We start from the raw sequence: 18,033 nt of genomic DNA on the forward strand, positions 1-18,033 counted from the left end.
CGCCTGAAGCGAAACCTCCCCCCCGCGGGTTGTCAGCGTGGAACACACCACCACCGGCGTCGGCCGCTCGGCCTTGATCTTGCGCAGAAAGCTGATTCCGTCCATGCGCGGCATTTCGATGTCGAGCGTGATGACGTCAGGCCAGTCCTTGTGCATCTTGTCGAGTGCGAACAAGGGGTCGGAAGCGGTGGCGATGACCTCGATATCCGGGGCGCTGCGCAGAACCTCGCTCATCACCTGACGGACGACGGCAGAATCGTCTACCACTATGACGCGAATGGTCTTGCTCATAGCGTTTCTGTTTCTTCTCGCATTGGTTCGACACGCGAGGCGGTGTCGCTGCCGTGTCTGACCCAAACCTCGCCAGTGCCCACATCGAAGATCAGGCTTCGATGTCCCTCTCCCGCCACATGCGAGGCCCGGACCCGAAAGCCGTGTTCTCCCACCAGCGTGCGCGCGGCATCGATGTTTCGCTGTCCGACGTCGAGCATCGCCGCATGCTTTGCAGACCGCGTTCGAACCGGGAACATCCGTCCGCCGCCGAAAAGCTTGGCCTCGAAGGTTTCGGGCCGTGCTCGCACTGCGCGCACCTCGCGCATCAACAAAGCCAGCGCGTCGTCGGCGTAGCGGCCGTCCAGCCCGTCGTGGCGTGCCCGTGCCCGTGCGCTGCGCGTGGGCAGCATGAAATGACACATGCCGCCGACCTGAAGGTGCGGATGCCAGAGCGTGATAGAGACACAGGAGCCGAGCAGGGTGCGGATCCGTGTGTTGCGGTCGCCGAAGTAGAAATCGCCCGGCTGCAGAAAGATCTCGATCACGTTGCGCGCAGCCGGTCGCATGTTCATGCCGGCCTGTAGATGGTGGGACGCGCCTGGCTGAGCGGCAGGTCGAGTCCGTTGAGGCTCTCCGAGTGGCCGATGAACAGCCAGCCGCCGGGACGTAGCTGCCGCGCCACGCGTTCGACGATGCGACGCTTGGTGGGCAGGTCGAAGTAGATCAGCACATTGCGCAGAAAGATTACGTCGAAATCGCCGATACGCGCCAATTGCTCGTTCAGATTGACCTGCGCGAAGCGGACTCGACGGCGCAATTCGGGGTCGACCTGCAGCGTGCCCTCGCGACTGCCTACGCCGCGCAGACAGAACCGGCGCAGGTAGTCGCTGGGAATGCCATCGATGCGCTGCATCGCGTAGATGCCACCGCGCGCCTTGTCCACTACTTCGCGACTGATGTCCGAGGCGAACACCTCCCACTGAGCGTCGATTCCCAGTCGGTCGGCGAGCACCATTGCGAGGCTGTAAGCCTCTTCGCCGGATGAGCTTGCGGCGCTCCACACTCGTACGCTGCGTCTGTCGGTGCGTAACTGTGGGAGGACGACGTCGGCGAGATAGTCGAAATGTCCCGGCTCCCGAAAGAAGTAAGTCTCGTGCGTGGTCAGCAAATCGACCATGCGCTCGTACTCCTGCGGATCGGTTCCGCCCGCCACGAGCCGGAAGTATTCACCGAAACTGACGAGTCCGAGTGCACGCAGGCGTCGCCCGAGTCGGCCGCTGACCAGACTCTTCTTCTGCGGGGAGAGCTCCACGCCGGCGACGCGGCGCATCAGCGCCCGAAACTGCTCGAACTCGTTCTGGCTGATGAGGATGTCGGACATTACGCAGCGGTCTCCGAGACGCTCAGTTGAGGGACGGTGGCGTGGCGGCGAGCGAGCCGAGGGCCGAGATCTCATCGACCGAGAGCACGCGGGAGACGTCGAGCAGAATCACGAACCTGTCGTCGATTCGCGCCATGCCGGCGATGAAGTCCGTACGGATCCTGGCGCCAAAGGCGGGTGCGGGTTCGATGTCGGCTGCCGGAATCTCCAGCACTTCGTTGACGCCGTCGACCATCACGCCAAGGGTCTGTGTGCCGCTTTCAGTGTCGACCTCGACGATGACGATGCAACTGCGCCGGCCGACCCGCGCACTGCCGCGGCCGAACCGGGCGGAAAGGTCGATCACTGGTACGACCGCGCCTCGCAGGTTGATGACCCCGCGTACTGTCGGTGGGGTCATCGGCACCGAAGTCAGTTCACCGAACTCGATGATCTCGCGGATCTGCAGGATGTCGATGGCGAAGGTTTCACTGTTCAGCGTGAACACCAGGTACTGCCGCCCGACTCCGCCTTCCGGTCGCGCCGCATTGGCTGCGGCCGCGACGATGTTGGTCTGGGACATGCCGGCCTCCCCTCAGAAGCGCACGTAGTCAGTTTCGCCGCCTGCTCCAGCAAAAGCAGGCTGAGGTGCGTCATAGCGCAGCCGCCGAGCAGCGCCGGCCGTTTCAGCCTTCTTTGACTTGCGTGGTTCAGTGCCGGCGAGCGATGCGCCGTCAAGGCGGAACTGCGCCACCAGATGCTGCAGCTGTTCTGCCTGGCTGTTCATCTCTTCCGCCGTTGCCGACAACTCCTCGGAGGCCGAGGCATTCTGCTGCGTCGTCTGGCTGATCTGGCTCATCGCGGTGTTGATCTGACCTGCGCCCGAGGACTGCTCCTCGGATGACGCGGTGATCTCCTGTACCAGTTCTGCCGTCTTGCGGATCGAGGGCACGATCTCTTCGAGCAGCGCCCCGGCGCGCTCGGCCGTCTTGACGCTGGAGCCTGCCAGCTCGCCGATCTCCTGCGCTGCAACCTGGCTGCGTTCGGCCAGCTTGCGTACCTCGGCTGCAACCACGGCGAAACCCTTGCCATGCTCGCCGGCACGTGCGGCTTCGATTGCCGCGTTGAGCGCAAGCAGGTTGGTCTGGTAGGCAATGTCGTCGACAATGCCGATCTTGTCTGCGATGGACTTCATTGCCTCGACCGTGGCACGGACCGCCTCACCACCTTCGGTGGCATCGTTGGACGACTTGCTGGCGATGCTGTCGGTCACCTTTGCGTTCTCGGTGTTCTGGTTGATCGAGGCCGACATCTGTTCGATCGAGGCCGAAGTTTCCTCCAGACTCGCAGCCTGCTCCGAGGAGCCTTGGGCCAGCGACTGGGAGGTGGCGCTCACCTGCTCGGATGCCGCAGACAGCGAATCGGCTGCGGTTCGCACTTCGCCGAGGGTCTGCGACAGACTCTCGACCATGCGATGCATGGCAGCGAGCACGCTGGTGGTGTCGTTCTTGGCGATCTTCACCTCCACAGTGAGGTCGCCCGCGGCGACCTGACGGGCAATGTCTGCGGCGTACTCGGGCTCGCCGCCGAGCTGGCGCAGCAACCCGCGGGTGATCAATGTCGCGACCAATACGCCGAAGACCAGCGCAATCCCGCCCAGTATCATCATCAGCACGGAGACCGCACTGACTGTGGCGGCGGTCTCGGTGCCGGTTTCGGTCAGCAACTCGCCTTGGTAGCCGACAAGCGCGTTTACCTGATGACGATACTGCACCGCGATTGCGTCATACTCGTTCATCAGGAATTGCTGCGCTTCCTCGCGCCGTCCCTGTTCGACCAGTTCGATCAGATGGTTCTGGGCGGGGATGAAGCGTTCGCGGGTATCCAGAATCTGCCCGAACAATTCCTTGCCGCGCGGACTATGTATTGTCGGCTCTATCCGCTCCCAAGCCCGGCTGATGGACTCGCGCCCGGCGAGCATTCGCGAGCGGGCCTGCTGCGCCGCCTGCAGGGACCCAGCAAGCACGAGTTCGCGTCCGCCGAGCGCGATCTCGTTCACGCCCCTCAGCCCATCGGCGAGGGTCTGAGTCTTGGGCCACAAGTCATTCACCACGGCATCGACGTCGTGATTGATTTGCGCCAGCCGGATGGTGGCCACCGCCACGATCACCCCCATCAGTACCAGCACCAGGCCAAAGCCGAGGCCCAGCTTCACACCCACCTTCAAGTTCTTGAGCATTTCAATTCTCCAGTTTCCGTATGTTTCAAAGGCATTCATGCGATGGATGCGGACGACTGCGCTGCGGTCGATCTCTCACGTCCCTCGTTGGTGATGGCGCGCTGAACCAACTGCGGCACATCGAGAATCAGGGCCACCTCGCCGGTGCCCAGGATGGTAGAGCCGGCAATCCCGGCCACGCGCTCGAACAACCGGCCGAGCGGTTTGATGACGGTCTGGCATTCCCCCAGCAGTTCATCCACCGCGATACCAGCCTGGCGTCCGGCAAAACGCACTACGACCACGTTCTGCCGCGCTGGGCACGGTTCGTCCTCAAGTCCGAACATCTCGCGCAGATCCACGAAGGGCAGGACCTTGTCGCGGAGCCTGAGGTAGCCACCGCCCTGTGCGTCTGAGGGAAGCTCGATGCACTCGACCACGGTGTCGAGCGGCAGGATGAAGGTCGAGCCACTCACGCCGACCTGAAACCCGTCGATGATTGCCAGCGTCAGGGGCAGGCAGAGGCGCATCGTCGTGCCGCGACCCGGTTCGCTCGAAATATCCAGCGTCCCACGCAGCGCTTCGACATTGCTCTTCACAACGTCCATGCCGACGCCGCGCCCGGACAGGCTGGTGACTTCGGACGCGGTCGAAAATCCGGGCTCCAGGATCAGGCGGTGAATCTCGGCGGTGGAGAGCTGCGCATCCGGGGCCACTAGACCGCGCTCGACCGCCTTTGCGAAGATCCGCTCGGCATCCAGTCCCTTGCCGTCGTCCGCGACCTCGATGACGATGCTGCCGGATTCGTGATAGGCGTTGAGATTCAGCGTTCCCCGCGCCGGCTTGCTGGCGTCCAGGCGCTGCGCGGGGCCCTCTATTCCGTGATCGATGGCATTGCGCACAAGATGCATCAACGGGTCACCGATTCGCTCGACCATCGACTTGTCGAGCTCCGCTTCGGCACCGCTGATGACGAGTTCGATTTCCTTCCCGAGCTCGCGCGAGACGTCGCGCACCACACGCGGGAAACGGTTGAAGACCTCGCCGATCGGAGTCATGCGCAGTCGCAGCGCGGTGTCGCGCACATCTTCGACCAGACGCAAGAGGTTGGACGCTACCTCCTGCAAGTCGGGGTTGGTGGTGCGCTGAGCATGCAACTGGGTCGCGGCGCCCGCAATCACGAGTTCGCCGACCTGGTCGATGAGCGCGTCCAGCCGGTCGGCCGGCACCTTGACGCTCTTGCCTTCGCCGCCGCGCCTTTCTTCCGCCGACTTCTGCTTGCCTAGCGCTGCCTCCACCACACGCGGTTGCACCGCGGCGCGCTCGATCAGCAACTCGCCTATCGGCGCGGGGTCGGTCGCGAGATGCTGGTCTGCAAGCGCTTGAAACAGCTCGCGTTCGGTGACTGAGCCACAGGCGACCAGGATCTCGCCCAGCCGTCGCGGGTCCTCGCCGAGCGCGTCGATCAGCGCGATGAACGCGTCGATGCGTGCGCAAGGTGGCACGATGGTGATTGTCGCGGCGTCCTGCACGAACTCGAAAACCGCCTCGATCTCGGCTTTCTCGGCGGCGCTGCGCAGTGCGATCTCGAAGCCGAGGTGGCAGGCCTCGGGGTCCCCGGCGAACAGCTCGGGCACCGCATCGGTGATGGTTTCGACATGGACGATGTCGCCCAGGCTGCGCAGGTAATTGATGAACGCGAGCGGATCCATGCCGTTGCGCAGCACGTCCGGGCCGAAGCGCAGCGAAAGATGCCAATGCTCGGCGCCAATCGCGATCCCGCTCGCGACGTCTACCTCCACGCGCTCGGTCTCGCATGCCTTCACCATGTCGCCGGCCCGGCCATCAAAGTCGTTGTTGAATGCCTGCAGGCGCTCGAGCAGAGGGCCACCTTCGTCTTCCGGCAAGGCGTCGGACGCGGCCACTGCATGCACCAGTCTGGCGATATGGTCCTGGGATTCGAGCAGCAGATTGATCAATGCGTCGGTGAATACGATTTCGCCATTCCGCAAACGGTCGAGCACGTTCTCGACGCCATGGGTGAAGCGCACGACCACATCGAGTCCGAAGAGGCCGGCCGAACCCTTGATCGTGTGGGCGCAGCGGAACAGGGCGTGCATGTCTTCGGGGGCGAGGTCCGATGTCTCGGCGCGCAACAGAATTTCCTCCATCTGTGCGAGCAGATCGCGGCTTTCGTCGAGGAAGGTCGCCAGAGCCTGGGAGAGATCCATGTCTTACTCCTGGAAGGAAGGCGTTTTACGGAAGTGGGTCGCCCCGTCGGTGACCAGCAGCGGGTCGCCGAGTGTGCCGCCGAGATTTGCGAGATCGAGCAGCCGCAGTACCGCGTCCGCATGATTGACGAAACGCACCGTCTTGCCCGGGCAGCGCTTGGCCATGAGCATCAGCTGCAGGCCGGCCGTGTCGATCTCGGTGATTCCGCCGAGGTCGATCTCGACCTCGTCATGCATGTTCAGCGCATGTCGCCAGGCATCGCGCAATTCGGAGACGGTATAGATGCCGAGCTCGCCGACTGGCTGCAGGCTTGCGGTGGGGGCGGTCGTGTCCATCGTGCCGCCTCACATCACCAGCTTGGAAACCGCAGCCAGCATCTGCTGCGGCTGGAAGGGTTTGACCACCCAGGCGCGTGCACCGGCCTCCTGACCAAGACGCTTCTTTTCCTCGGTTGCTTCGGTGGTCAGCATGATCACCGGGGTGAACCGGTAGCTCGGGTTCTTCTTGACTTCGCGGACGAAGGTGATGCCGTCCATGTTCGGCATGTTCACGTCCGAAATGATGAGATGCACCTTCTGCCCACCCAGTTTGCCAAGCGCATCGCGCCCGTCGGCGGCTTCGATGACGTCATAGCCGGCGCCCTTGAGCGAAAGGCTCACCACCTGACGCAGTGAGGCGGAATCGTCGACGATCAGCACGGTCTTTGACATGAGAGTTCTCCAGTTCAAAAGAAGGTAATGTCGCCACCGGCCGATGCGGTCTGCATTTCGGGGCGGTGTGCGGCGTGTTGTTCGAGTGTGGTGTAGGTCTGTTCCAGTGCCGCGATCCAGGCGGTGACATCCATGCTGTTGGGCATGCTCCCGCCACGCATCGTGGATTCGTCTTCCTGCATGCGCTCGCACAGGCGGGTCATGTCGGCGCGTACCGCTTCCAGTATCTGGCTCACGCGGTCCTGGAACTGGAGTTGAACGAGGACGCCTTCGATGCGACCCTGCACCTCTGCGCTGTTGTCTTCGAGTGCTCGCGAAGTCTCGGTCATCGCGCTCCCGACCTGGTCGAAGCGCTGCAGGACACGGCCGATCGCGCCTTCCGAGTCGCGTACCAGGGCGGCATCGCCCTGCGCCATATGCTCGGCGGCCGTCAGTGCTTCGGTCATCGCAGAATGAGTCGCCGCGACCTTGGCGCGGATCTTCTCGCCGGTGCTGCCGGAAAGATCCGACAGCTTGCGCACTTCGTCGGCGACCACCGCGAACCCGCGGCCTACCTCGCCTGCGCGTGCGGCCTCGATGGCGGCGTTCAGGGCAAGCAGATTCGTCTGTTTGGCGATCTCTCCCACCTCACTCGCCATGCGCATCAACTCGTCCGTGACTTGAGCGAGTCGTGCAACCGCCTCGGTCAGCCCCTGCTTCTCTGCAAGCGCCCCGTTGAGCTGGCCCATCACGTTGTCCAGTTCGACCCGCGCGAAGGCAATCACTCCGACGACGCTGTCTTCGCCCGCATCGGCCGAGCTCTTGTGTGACTGTTGGAGTGCATCCTGAAGGCGCTCCAGGATGGCGGAGAACTCGCAAACCAGCGTTCCGACCGCGGTTTCGGTCTGCTCGCGCGAGATGCCGACATGATCATGCCAACGGGTAAGCGATGCCTGCGCCACCTGTTGCAGACTGAGCAGATAGGTTTCGCGCGACACCAGGCGTGCCCGACACTCACTGGCTCGCTCAGTTTCAATGCGATTCTGATCGGCTCGCAGACGACGCAGCAACCAGAGTGGCACCGCAATGCAGGCCAGCAGGATGCAGACCGCAGCGCCAAGTGCCACGGCGCCGGACCCCATTATTCCGAGCAGGAGTGCGCCGATCGCCCCTGGCGCCATGAGCGCAGCCAATGGCAGCACGTGCGAGTCTGTCGAAACGGCATTTGGAAACACGCGGCATCTCTCCGGGTGAGCCACGCTCTGGCTTCCATGTCCAATGGGTGGCATTCATCACCCCGCCAGGACATCGCCCACGAAACTTTTCGTACGCGAATGGACCTGACCAGGGTAGGGTCGCTAACATTCAGGGGTTCCCCTCAGCGTTGGCGCTGGCACTTTCTTCCTGCCCCTGCATATTCCCGCCCGAGCGGGACTAGGGGCAATTGGTAAAATTCCGTGTGCGTAACTAGGGGTTTGGATGGGCCCGGCCGGGGGCGCTGGTCATCAGCGGAAAGGAATCCGCGTGCAGACTCGGTTTGAGCAATACCCGATTCGGCGCCGCGTAGCTTGGACGCCCTGCTTCAGGTTTCAGCCTGAGAGGAGTTGATTGAATGAGCGATGCTGCGGTGAGTCCAGGCGAGTTGTCGGCGCTGCTGGTCGAGGACAGCGAGGGCGACGCCTTGCTGATTCTCCGCGCACTCCGCAATGCCGGTTTCACGGTGCGCCATCGCCGTGTCGAAACCGCAACGGACATGCGTGCCTCACTCGGGAGTGGCAGCTGGGATGTGGTGCTTTGCGACTTCAACCTGCCTCACTTCAATGCGCACGACGCCCTTGACGAACTGCATGCAAGCGGGCTCGACCTGCCTTTCATCGTGGTGTCAGGCACTATCGGCGATGAGACCGCGATTGCACTCATGCGCAATGGCGCGCATGACTATCTGATGAAGGACAATCTCGCCCGCCTCGGGCCTGCGGTACAGCGCGAGCTGGGTGAGGCGCGCCTGCGGGCCGAACGACGTCGAGCGCTGGACGATCTGCGGGAAAGCGAAGCAACCCTGCGCGAGGCGACGGTGGCGCTGAGTGCTGCCAACCAGCGCCTGCGCCAGCTTTCCGGCCGGATACTGGAAACACAGGAGTCAGAACGGCGCGAACTGGCGCGTGAACTTCACGACCAGATTGGCCAGGCGCTCACTGCGGTCAAGCTTGAGCTTCAGGGCATGACTCCGCACCTGGAAGAAGGGCCGGCGGTGATGCGGTTGGCCTCGGCGATACACATCACCGAAGAGGCGCTTGCCCAGGTGCGCAGCCTCTCATTGAACCTGCGACCGCCACAGCTCGACTACATGGGCCTCGAGGCTTCGTTGCGCTGGCACGCCGAGCGTCTTTCCGAGCGCGCCAGGCTGGGGCTGACATTTTCATCGGATCTCAGTGGTTGCTGCATCGACGATGCACGGCGAGCCATCGTGTGCTTCCGTCTGATGCAGGAGGCCCTGACCAATGTCGTGCGCCATGCCGACGCACGCACTGTGCACATCGATGTGACGACCCGGGAGGGCGGGCTGGTTCTCCTGATCGAGGACGATGGCTGCGGGTTCGATGTCGAAGCCGCGCGACGTCGTATGCTCGAGGGCGCAAGCGTGGGCTTGCTCGGCATGGAAGAGCGCGCGGGATTGCTGGGAGGCAGTGTGCGATTCGACTCAACCCCGGGGCAGGGAACCAGGGTGTGCGTCACGCTGCCTTGCTTCGAGGACCATGGACTGAAATGAAGGATGAATCGATGAAGCGTTTGCGTGTGCTACTGGTGGACGACCACAGTCTGGTGCGTGCAGGCGTGCGCGCGTTGCTCGGCGCCTTGCCTCAGGTCGAGGAGATCATCGAGGCGAGCAGCGGGCGTGAAGCGGTTGAGCTCGTGCGCGCCCGTGCGCCCGATCTAGTGCTGATGGATATCGCCATGGACGACATGGACGGCCTCGAGGCCACCCGCATGATCACGGCCGAGCAACCGGAGATGCGGGTCATCATACTGTCCATGCACGATACCGGCGATTTCTTCGATCAGGCGCTGCGCTGCGGTGCCTGCGGCTACCTTCTGAAGGATGCTGCGGTCTCGGAGCTGGAGATGGCGATTGCGGCGGTGATGCGCGGCGATGTCTATCTGAGCCCTGCGGTATCGCGGCATCTGGTTGGCAACATGCTGTCACGCGACGCGCCCGAAGTGCGTGCCGCCGGAGCGCTGACCCCGCGTCAGACCGAAATCCTGCAACTGATTGGCAGCGGTCTGGGCACCAAGGACATCGCGCGCAAGCTCGACCTCAGCGTCAAGACCGTGGAAGCGCATCGTGCCCAGATCATGGAGCGCCTCGGCGTACGTGACATTGCGAACCTGCTGCTGGAAGCGGCGCGACGAGGCCTGATCACGCTCGGTCGCTCCTAGCCTGTCGTCGGCTTGCTCCGCAGCCCTAGGCGTGCCTTGGTAATCCATCGGATTGTCATCGATCTCTGCGCCCCTATCATGGCGTCGACCTGAATTTGCCGCGTTCCGGAATTGCGGCCAACTCCTGATCGGACCCTCCGCAATGGACTACGCCTTGAGACTGCTGTTGATCGACGACTGTGACTCCGACGCGAGGCTGATCGCGCGCCAGTTGATCCGTAGCGGTTTCCAGCTTGCCTTCAGTCGCGTGGATACCGCGGAGGCGGTGCGCACTGCGCTCTCGCGTGGCGGATGGTCGGCGGTGTTGTGCGACTTCTCGATGCCCGGTCTGACCCCCGAGGAAGTGCTCGCCCTGGTGCGCGGGCAGGATCAGGAGTTGCCGGTCATCATCGTATCGGGAACGATCTCCAACGAGCAGGCGGTGCGCCTGATGAACTCCGGAGCGCAAGACTATGTGCTCAAGGACGATCTCACCCGCCTCGCCCCCGCGTTGGCGCGTGAGATTGGTGATGCGCGAGAACGTACGGCACGACGGATCGCAGAGAACGACCTGCGCCGGAACAAGGATCATCTGCGTCTGTGGGGTGAGGTGGTCCGGAGTGTGGACGAAGGTATCGTCGTAACCGACCTCGATGGCAATATCGTCGAGTGCAATCCGGCCTTCGAGCGCATCACTGGATACCCTCGCGATGAGGTGCTCGGACGCAACCCGCGTCTGCTCAAGTCCGGGCGGCACGACCTGGCCTTCTATCAAGCCCTCTGGCATACGCTGACCACGGTCGGCAGTTGGTCCGGTGAAGTGTGGAACAGGCGAAAGGACGGCGTAACCTACCCGGAGCGACTGACCATCAACGCCGTCAACGACACTGACGGTTTGCCGACCCACTATGTCGGCGTGTTCAGCGATCTGAGCAAGCAAAAAGAGAACGAAGATCGCCTCGATTTCCTGACCTATCACGACATGCTCACAGGGTTGCCCAACCGGCGTCTGTTTTCCGACCGTCTGGGGCAAGCGCTGGAGCAGGCGTGTGTGCGTAAGGAGCGGGTCGCGGTTCTCTCTCTTGATCTCGACCGTTTCAAGCGCGTTAACGAAAGCCTTGGCCAGTCTGCCGGCGATACCCTGCTCCAGATCGTCGCGCAGCGGATTTCCGGGTGTCTTAAGCGTCCTGGCAATCTTGCGCGCCTCGGCAGCGACGAGTTTCTCGTGATGCTCACTGAATTCGAGGACGCGGACGACATCGTCGTGATCGCTCACCGCATCCTCGACGAGATCTCGCGTCCGATCTGTATCGAAGACCAGGAGATTCTGGTGACCGCGAGCATGGGCGTAGCCGTCTTTCCAGAGGATGGCGGTGATGTCGCTGCACTCATCCAGGCGACCGAGGCGGCCCGCATGCCGATTCGCGCCGGATATCACAACCGAGTGCACTTCTTCACCAGCGGTATGGACGCTCAGGCGCGGCGTTGGCTCGCACTCGAAAGCGAACTGCGTCAGGCGATTGCGCGAGACGAACTGCAGCTCTACTACCAGCCGCTGATCTGCACGCGTGACGGACGTATCCGCAGCGTCGAAGCCTTGCTCCGCTGGAACAGTCCGGTGCTGGGCTGGGTGTCACCCGAGGAGTTTGTCCCTGTTGCAGAGGACAGCGGGCTCATCCTGGCGCTCGGGGACTGGGTTCTCGATCGGGCCTGCCGGCAGGCCCGTGCCTGGCTCGATACCGGAGTGCCGCCGGTAAGAGTCGCGATCAACGTTTCCGCGCTGCAGATCGCAAGTGGTCTCCTGCCCGAGCGTATCCGCGAAGCGCTCGCCCGAACCGGGCTGGCGCCTGGTCAGCTCGAGGTCGAGCTGACCGAAAGCGCGATCATGGCCGACACCGAGCTCTGCATCGCTCAGGTCGAGGCAATCAGCCGCATGGGAGTCAGTGTCTCCCTGGACGACTTCGGGACAGGTTACTCGTCACTCGCCTATCTGAGCCGTTTTGCCTTCAGCAAGCTGAAGATCGACCGCAGTTTCGTCAATGGGCTGGAGAGCGACCCGAAGAGCCGGATCATCGTCGATGCGACGGTGGGGTTGGCTCGTGCCCTGGGGTTGCAGGTCGTAGCTGAGGGCGTTGAAACCGAATCTCAGCGTGAAACGCTTGTTGCGGGCGGCTGCGACGCTCTGCAGGGCTATCTTTACAGCCCGCCGGTTTCGCCTGCGGCACTCGTCAAGCTGATGCATCGCTTTACCCACTGCGAACCATACGACCCGCCACGGGTGATCGCCACCGCATTGTGAAGGTCCGCGGTGGCATGGCGTCCGCCTGCCCGTCAGCATCCCTTTCTGTCAGAATTCGCTGTTGTCCGCCAGTGCCAAACCCCAGTCCATGCATTCCTGAAGGAGAGTACGGTGAATTCGACGTATCGTGTGCTCGTTGCCCTGAGCCTGCTGTGGCCAGTTGCCGCTGCCATTGCGCAACATGACCAGGCAGCGCATTCGCCCTATGCGGGCATGGAAACCCGTGCGATCAAATCGCTTTCGGAGGCCGATATCGAGGAGTTGAGGCGTGGCGGGGGCTGGGGTCTGGCCTTGCCGGCCGAGCTCAACGGCATGCCGGGACCGGCGCATCTGCTCGAGATGAAGGACATGATTCCGCTGTCCTCGGATCAGGTCGATCGGCTCGAGCTGCTTTACGAGGATATGCTGGAAAAGGCGATTCCCGCGGGCGAGCGCCTGATAGCGGCCGAGGCGGCCATAGAGGCCGCATTCGCATCTGGCAAGGTGGATGAAACGTCGCTGCGTGCCTTGCTCGCCGAGGCTGAAGTTGCGCGCACCGACTTGCGCTTCATTCATCTCTCGCAACACTACAAGACGGTCCCTTTGTTGGGGCCGCGACAGATCACTCGCTACATTGAGTTGCGGGGCTATGCCAGCGATCCCTGCGACAGGGTGCCGGAGGGACATGATCCCGAGCGCTACCGCAAACACATGGGCTGCGACTGAATTCTGATGTTCGAGGAAATGGCGACGATTGAAACCGTCGCCATTTCTTCACCCGCAGGAGATTTTGTTCGCATGAGACCATGAGTGGGCGAACCCTACGGACGGTTACGGTAGCGCAGCCACCAAGCCACCTGTCACGCCGGCGCCGAGCACTACCAGCCACGGTGGCAGCTTCCAGAACATCAACGCGATCAGCGCCACCAGCGCGAGGCCGAAATCTTTCGGTCCATGGATCGCGCTGGTCCATACCGGGTCGTAGAGCGCGGCGAGCAGGAGGCCGACCACTGCCGCGTTGATACCGGTGAGCGCTGCCCGGGTACGCAAATGGCGGCGTAGTCGCTCCCAGAAAGGCAGGGCGCCGGCGACCAGCAGAAAGGAGGGTGCGAAGATCGCCAGCAGGCAGATCAGCCCGCCGACCCAAGCGGTCGGTGCGTCGGTCATCGACGCGCCCAGAAAGGCGGCAAACGTGAACAATGGCCCGGGCACGGCCTGCGCCGCGCCGTAACCGGCGAGGAAGACATCGCTCTCCACCCACCCCGGTGGTACCACCTCCGCCTGCAGCAACGGCAGCACCACATGCCCGCCGCCGAAGACCAGCGAGCCCGCCCGGTAGAACGCATCGACCAGCGCCAGCGTTTGCCCGGGAAAAGCCAGCACCGCGAGCGGCAGCCCGGCGAGCAGCGCGAAGAACAGGCCGAGCCACATCCCGCCCGCGCGACGCGATACCGGGATCGACAGCGCCTCATGGCCAGCGCCGGCATCCGGCCTGAACAGCGCGAGCCCGAGCAATCCGGCGATCACGATCGCCCCGACCTGCCCCCATGCGGTGGGCACCAGCAGCACGAAACACGTCGCCGCCGCCATCATCGAGGCCCGCAGCGCATCCGGGCACAGCGACCGCGCCATGCCCCACACCGCCTGCGCCACCACCGCCACCGCGACAATCTTCAGGCCCTGCAGCACGCCGGTGGGCAAGGCATCCCCGTAGCTCGCAATGCCGAGCGCGAACAGGATCAGGGCCAGCGCCGAAGGCAGGGTGAAGCCCGCCCAAGCGGCAAACGCCCCGGCGTAGCCGGCACGCGACAGCCCAAGCGCCATCCCCACCTGGCTGCTCGCCGGCCCAGGCAGGAACTGGCACAGCGCGACGAGATCGGCATAGCTGCCATCCGAGAGCCACTTGCGCCGGGTGACGAACTCGTCACGAAAATAGCCGATGTGCGCGATCGGCCCGCCGAAGGAGGTCAGCCCTAGACGCAGGAAAGCCAGAAAGACGGCCCAGGCGCTGCGGTCAGTTTCGGAGTTGGGGCGCATGCGGTGATTTCGATCCGGTGCTGGATCGCCAATCATCGCAGATTCAGGTGACGGGCTGTTTACGCGCAGCCGCCCGCTGCAACGACGACCACGCGCGCGAGCGTTAGAACCGCTTGATCAGTGACGCAAAGCCCTGGGTGTAGGTGTAACCAGGTTGCTTGCGATCGTGGATGAATTCCACCCGCCATTGCCATCCGCCGGGCTGGCGGGCGGACTCGAAGCTTGCTGTGATCGTGTGCGAAGGCTGTTGTTCGCCATCCACTCGTTGCACGCCATACTCCGCCCGTCCGGAAAAGACTCCGTAAGGTGTGCGGTGCCGCACACCGATGCCGCCCAGAACGCGATCGTAGCGATCGGGCGAGAAGTAGTTCCCAGTATAGGGGCGGCTGTTCGAGTAACTCTCGGTCGCGAGCTGCACCGATAGACCACAATCGCAGACGGACTTCCATAAGCGTGTTCGAAGGCGATTGCGGCTGTTGTTGTCCGTATAGGCGGTGCGAGAGAGGATGACTGCCGCTCCGTGCTCCTCTCTTGACCAGTCAGCCAGTGCGTAGGCGGTCGTCGCTGAAAGGCCTTGATCGATGCCCTGTTCTGAGTCAACCAGGGCCCGTTCCAAGCCTGCTGCAAGAGTCCATGCGCCGCGATAGGTTTCCACCACCATGTCGCCGGTGACGAAACTGCGCCCTCCCAAATGCTCCAGGCCAATGTCGCCGCGGCTTGCGAAGCCCGCTTCGCGAAAGTCGTAACGCATTGCGCCTCGCGTGCTGTGGCGGCCGCTTTGTTTGAAGCTGGTTCTACCCAGGGATGCACCGATATCGAGCGCTTCAGAAACCGCCCGCCACCCGTCCAATGTCTGCTGGTGGATGTCGTTTCCATCCGTGTCGGTGCTGAAGAAGTAGCTTCCGCCCAGGCTGTCGGCGTGTGCAGGCACTGTCCACATCGCAAGGGCGACCAGGATGGACGTCCTCTTCATTTGGTCCCCCAGTTCTTCGTTCTCAGAATCACTTCCTTCAGGTATCCGATCACACAGGCGGGTTGAAGGATGACGCTGTACAGGAGCGCATAGAAAGTGAAGCCGAAGATGTTGCGTCGAACCTTCAGGCCTTGCTCACGGAACATGCCATTCTGGATCTGATACATGATGAAATTGACCAGCATCGCGAGTGGCAAAACAATGAGCGTCATCGGCCCGGCCACATAGTAATAGCCAAAGAGCGCGAGAATGAGACCGGGCACGAAGACCAGACTGTAGATCACGTCGAGGTAGGGGAAGAGGGCGTTCCACCAGATGAACATGGTTGAGAACCGCGCCTTGAACAACAGACGCCAGTGGCTCTTGAACGCTTCGATCAGGCCGCGCGACCAGCGTTGCCGCTGGCGGACAAACTGTCGCCAGGTCTCGGGAGCGTTCGTAAAGAGGCAGGCGTTTTCGCTGTAGCCGACTCGGTATCCTGCTTCGAGCAATGCCCAGGTTAGGACGATGTCCTCCCCGACCACATCCTGCCAGCCGCCGACCTGTCGCAGCGCTTCCGCGCGGTAGATCGAGAACGCGCCTTGGGCGACGAGCGTGCCCTGATAGAGCGACTGTATGCGTTTCACCGCAGCGATTCCGTGGAAGTAGTCCCACTCCTGCACGCGGGTCACCAGATTCTTGCGCGAGTTGCGCACCAGCACGGCGCCTGCCACTGCGGCTGTCGACTCGGGATCCTCCTGCATACGTCGGACGAGGTTCGCCAGCGCGTCACGGTACAGATACGAGTCCCCGTCGATCGTGATGACAAGATCGCTGGTCACGGTGCCGAATCCGGTATTCAGTGCGGCTGACTTGCCGCTGTTCTGCGGCATGTGGATCACGTCGAGCCAAGGGTAGTCGCCTGCGGCTTGGTCGAGAAGTTCGGCCGTTCGGTCGGTCGATCCGTCGTTGATCGCAACCACGCGCATGGGGCCGGGATACTGCTGCATGCTGATGCTGTGCAGCGTGTCGGATATGGAGCTTTCCTCGTTGTATGCGGCGATCAGGATCGTGATCGGAGGGAGTTCGGTTTCGTCCGCACATGCCAGCCGCGGGCGTCGGTCGAGCAGCAGGCTGGAGACCATGAACGCGTTCATGAAACCCGGAAGAATCGCGATCCCGAAGATCGCGGCATGCGCCCCGACGGGGCCAATCAGGATCGAGAGGTCAGCAATCCAGCGCTGCGCGAGCTGATACGAAAACACGCCCCATCCCAGCGCTGCCGAGAAGGACAACCAGAATTTGACCCACACGGGAATGTAAACCCCGCGCCGGCGGCCGAGACTGCTCGTGATCGGAAATGCCGTCTCCGATGGAGGCGGAGAGGTGAGCGGAATGGACAGGTCTCTGGGATGGTGGTGTCCATAATCGTCTAGGCGCATGTAATTGTTTGTATTCTGTGCGGTGCTGCGAAAGCTGATGGACACGAGAGTTCGGGATGCTGCGATGCAGCGCCGGATCATATCCTTGCGCAGAATGAGGTGAATGTGTCCCACGTCACGCTGAGACGACATCAGAGAGCGAAATGTGGCGCCAGAAACCCACTTTCAGTCTCAGCGGAGGCCTGCAGGTTGGACCGTCCTGGCTTTTCCCCTGGGGCAAGCGTGATCGCGTTTGTCCGCTCCACATCCTCCAGGTCGTCTGCGGCGTGCCTTCCGCATTCGTGAGACGAGGCGGCGAGTGCCGCGTTATTGACGCGGCACGACGGCACGCAAATGACGCCGTGCGGCGGCTAAGATCTCATCATCCACCGACATTTGGCGAAGGGCGGCATCCCGACATGGTTGCAGCACCAGGGCGGATGCGCCGAGTGTTGCGAGTTGTTGGGCAAGACGCTCGATGACTGACGCGTTGTTGATCACCGGGGCGAGCGTGCAGCGGATCTCGTGTGCGACGCCCGAGTCGAGCAGGTGCGCCAGTGCTTGTCGGGCCGCGCTGCCGTCGTCCGCGCCGGTGATCGTCCGGTAGTCGCCGAAGGGCGCCTTCACGTCGAAGCCTACCCAATCGAGCAGCGGCAGCAGGCGGGCGAGTCGCTCCGGGTAGGCGCCGCCGGTGTGGAGTGCGGTGGCGAAGCCCATTGAGCGGACGTCTCGCAAGGCGTCGGCAAGGCCGCGATGAAGCAACGGCTCGCTGCCACTGAAGACCACGCCGTCGAGCAGGCCTCGTCGGCTGTCCAGCCAGGTGCGTACGGTGTGCCAGGGTTGGGTGGTCGGCGCATGCCGCGGCAGTAGCTGTGGGTTGTGGCAATAGCCGCAACGCCAGGGACAGCCCTGCAGAAACACCACGGCAGCCAGACGGCCGGGAAAGTCGATGGTGGTGAACGGCGTGATACCGCCCACCACCGGGCCGCCTTGCTCAGCCATTCAGAGCAAGGGCTGCAGCGGGTTCCGTGAAGTGGCACCGCTCGGCGTGCTCGCCCTGCTTGCCGGCGTTGAACTCGGACACCGGGCGGTGGTAGCCCATGACGCGCGTCCAGACTTCGCAGCGCTGGCGTTCGTGGTCCTGCAGGGGGAGGTG

General features: G+C 63.1%; 18 protein-coding genes. 4 read left to right on the forward strand and 14 right to left on the reverse strand.

What is annotated here, in order from left to right:
- From GPA21_RS13280 to GPA21_RS21285, 9 genes are all read right to left on the reverse strand, one after another.
- The coding region (locus tag GPA21_RS13280) for a response regulator (protein WP_168988629.1) at positions 1-291 on the reverse strand (291 nt) is incomplete at its 3' end.
- The gene (locus GPA21_RS13285; protein ID WP_246261957.1) at positions 288-845 is read right to left on the reverse strand and encodes a chemotaxis protein CheD; all 558 of its coding nucleotides are present in this window, start codon (positions 843-845) and stop codon (positions 288-290) included. The genes GPA21_RS13285 and GPA21_RS13280, both read right to left, overlap by 4 nt.
- Entirely contained in the window at positions 842-1,654 is an 813-nt protein-coding gene (locus GPA21_RS13290) for a CheR family methyltransferase (RefSeq protein WP_168988630.1), read from the reverse strand. The genes GPA21_RS13285 and GPA21_RS13290 overlap by 4 nt, the downstream gene beginning before the upstream one ends.
- A 22-nt stretch (positions 1,655-1,676) precedes the next feature.
- Positions 1,677-2,216 carry a chemotaxis protein CheW gene (locus GPA21_RS13295; protein WP_168988631.1) on the reverse strand — a complete coding sequence of 180 codons (540 nt, stop codon included), beginning with the start codon at positions 2,214-2,216 and terminating at the stop codon, positions 1,677-1,679.
- 12 nt (positions 2,217-2,228) lie between these two features.
- A complete protein-coding gene (locus GPA21_RS13300; protein WP_168988632.1) occupies positions 2,229-3,872 on the reverse strand; it encodes a methyl-accepting chemotaxis protein in 1,644 nt (547 codons plus the stop codon).
- 35 nt (positions 3,873-3,907) lie between these two features.
- Positions 3,908-6,082: a chemotaxis protein CheA gene (locus tag GPA21_RS13305; protein ID WP_211163586.1), complete on the reverse strand. Its 2,175-nt coding sequence runs from the start codon at positions 6,080-6,082 to the stop codon at positions 3,908-3,910.
- Positions 6,083-6,085: 3 nt separating this feature from the next.
- Entirely contained in the window at positions 6,086-6,418 is a 333-nt protein-coding gene (locus GPA21_RS20650) for an STAS domain-containing protein (protein ID WP_211163587.1), read from the reverse strand.
- Positions 6,419-6,427: 9 nt separating this feature from the next.
- Positions 6,428-6,793, reverse strand: a complete 366-nt coding sequence (locus GPA21_RS13310) for a response regulator (protein WP_168988633.1) — start codon at positions 6,791-6,793, stop codon at positions 6,428-6,430.
- A gap of 14 nt (positions 6,794-6,807) precedes the next feature.
- Positions 6,808-8,007 carry a methyl-accepting chemotaxis protein gene (locus GPA21_RS21285; RefSeq protein WP_168988634.1) on the reverse strand — a complete coding sequence of 400 codons (1,200 nt, stop codon included), beginning with the start codon at positions 8,005-8,007 and terminating at the stop codon, positions 6,808-6,810.
- A gap of 377 nt (positions 8,008-8,384) precedes the next feature.
- On the opposite strand from GPA21_RS21285, the gene GPA21_RS13320 reads away from it, so the two are divergent.
- The 4 genes from GPA21_RS13320 (at position 8,385) to GPA21_RS13335 (ending at position 13,193) form a co-directional block, all read left to right on the forward strand.
- Entirely contained in the window at positions 8,385-9,542 is a 1,158-nt protein-coding gene (locus tag GPA21_RS13320; protein ID WP_246261958.1) for a hybrid sensor histidine kinase/response regulator, read from the forward strand.
- A gap of 11 nt (positions 9,543-9,553) precedes the next feature.
- Positions 9,554-10,210: a response regulator gene (locus GPA21_RS13325; RefSeq protein ID WP_168988635.1), complete on the forward strand. Its 657-nt coding sequence runs from the start codon at positions 9,554-9,556 to the stop codon at positions 10,208-10,210.
- 142 nt (positions 10,211-10,352) lie between these two features.
- Complete coding sequence (locus tag GPA21_RS13330; RefSeq protein WP_168988636.1) at positions 10,353-12,488, forward strand: putative bifunctional diguanylate cyclase/phosphodiesterase; 2,136 nt, start codon at positions 10,353-10,355, stop codon at positions 12,486-12,488.
- A gap of 111 nt (positions 12,489-12,599) precedes the next feature.
- Positions 12,600-13,193 carry a hypothetical protein gene (locus GPA21_RS13335; RefSeq protein ID WP_211163588.1) on the forward strand — a complete coding sequence of 198 codons (594 nt, stop codon included), beginning with the start codon at positions 12,600-12,602 and terminating at the stop codon, positions 13,191-13,193.
- Between the two features lie 105 nt (positions 13,194-13,298).
- Here the strand turns inward: GPA21_RS13335 and chrA are convergent, their stop codons facing one another.
- The 5 genes from chrA to nrdD all read right to left on the reverse strand — a co-directional run bounded on the left by chrA (position 13,299) and on the right by nrdD (position 18,024).
- The gene (chrA, locus tag GPA21_RS13340) at positions 13,299-14,504 is read right to left on the reverse strand and encodes a chromate efflux transporter (protein WP_168988637.1); all 1,206 of its coding nucleotides are present in this window, start codon (positions 14,502-14,504) and stop codon (positions 13,299-13,301) included.
- Positions 14,505-14,607: 103 nt separating this feature from the next.
- Complete coding sequence (locus tag GPA21_RS13345) at positions 14,608-15,477, reverse strand: hypothetical protein (protein ID WP_168988638.1); 870 nt, start codon at positions 15,475-15,477, stop codon at positions 14,608-14,610.
- On the reverse strand, positions 15,474-16,769 hold the full coding sequence (locus GPA21_RS13350; RefSeq protein ID WP_211163589.1) for a glycosyltransferase family 2 protein: 1,296 nt from the start codon (positions 16,767-16,769) through the stop codon (positions 15,474-15,476). The genes GPA21_RS13345 and GPA21_RS13350 overlap by 4 nt, the downstream gene beginning before the upstream one ends.
- Before the next feature lie 435 nt (positions 16,770-17,204).
- The gene (locus GPA21_RS13355) at positions 17,205-17,879 is read right to left on the reverse strand and encodes an anaerobic ribonucleoside-triphosphate reductase activating protein (protein WP_168988640.1); all 675 of its coding nucleotides are present in this window, start codon (positions 17,877-17,879) and stop codon (positions 17,205-17,207) included.
- Positions 17,872-18,024 carry an anaerobic ribonucleoside-triphosphate reductase gene (gene nrdD, locus GPA21_RS13360; RefSeq protein WP_168988643.1) on the reverse strand — a complete coding sequence of 51 codons (153 nt, stop codon included), beginning with the start codon at positions 18,022-18,024 and terminating at the stop codon, positions 17,872-17,874. Before nrdD ends, GPA21_RS13355 begins: the two co-directional genes overlap by 8 nt.
- Positions 18,025-18,033: the final 9 nt, after the last annotated feature.

Source organism: Azoarcus taiwanensis, assembly GCF_012910885.1.
Lineage (GTDB): Bacteria > Pseudomonadota > Gammaproteobacteria > Burkholderiales > Rhodocyclaceae > Azoarcus_F > Azoarcus_F taiwanensis.

Bases quoted from the DNA above. Each gene is read 5' to 3' on its own strand.
- GPA21_RS13330 (WP_168988636.1), top strand. From the start codon at position 10,353: ATGGACTACGCCTTGAGACTGCTGTTGATCGACGACTGTGACTCCGAC.
- GPA21_RS13345 (WP_168988638.1), bottom strand. From the start codon at position 15,477: ATGAAGAGGACGTCCATCCTGGTCGCCCTTGCGATGTGGACAGTGCCT.
- GPA21_RS20650 (WP_211163587.1), bottom strand. From the start codon at position 6,418: ATGGACACGACCGCCCCCACCGCAAGCCTGCAGCCAGTCGGCGAGCTC.
- GPA21_RS13320 (WP_246261958.1), top strand. From the start codon at position 8,385: ATGAGCGATGCTGCGGTGAGTCCAGGCGAGTTGTCGGCGCTGCTGGTC.
- GPA21_RS13290 (WP_168988630.1), bottom strand. From the start codon at position 1,654: ATGTCCGACATCCTCATCAGCCAGAACGAGTTCGAGCAGTTTCGGGCG.
- GPA21_RS13295 (WP_168988631.1), bottom strand. From the start codon at position 2,216: ATGTCCCAGACCAACATCGTCGCGGCCGCAGCCAATGCGGCGCGACCG.
- GPA21_RS13300 (WP_168988632.1), bottom strand. From the start codon at position 3,872: ATGCTCAAGAACTTGAAGGTGGGTGTGAAGCTGGGCCTCGGCTTTGGC.
- GPA21_RS13325 (WP_168988635.1), top strand. From the start codon at position 9,554: ATGAAGCGTTTGCGTGTGCTACTGGTGGACGACCACAGTCTGGTGCGT.
- chrA (WP_168988637.1), bottom strand. From the start codon at position 14,504: ATGCGCCCCAACTCCGAAACTGACCGCAGCGCCTGGGCCGTCTTTCTG.
- GPA21_RS13285 (WP_246261957.1), bottom strand. From the start codon at position 845: ATGAACATGCGACCGGCTGCGCGCAACGTGATCGAGATCTTTCTGCAG.
- GPA21_RS13355 (WP_168988640.1), bottom strand. From the start codon at position 17,879: ATGGCTGAGCAAGGCGGCCCGGTGGTGGGCGGTATCACGCCGTTCACC.
- GPA21_RS13305 (WP_211163586.1), bottom strand. From the start codon at position 6,082: ATGGATCTCTCCCAGGCTCTGGCGACCTTCCTCGACGAAAGCCGCGAT.
- GPA21_RS13310 (WP_168988633.1), bottom strand. From the start codon at position 6,793: ATGTCAAAGACCGTGCTGATCGTCGACGATTCCGCCTCACTGCGTCAG.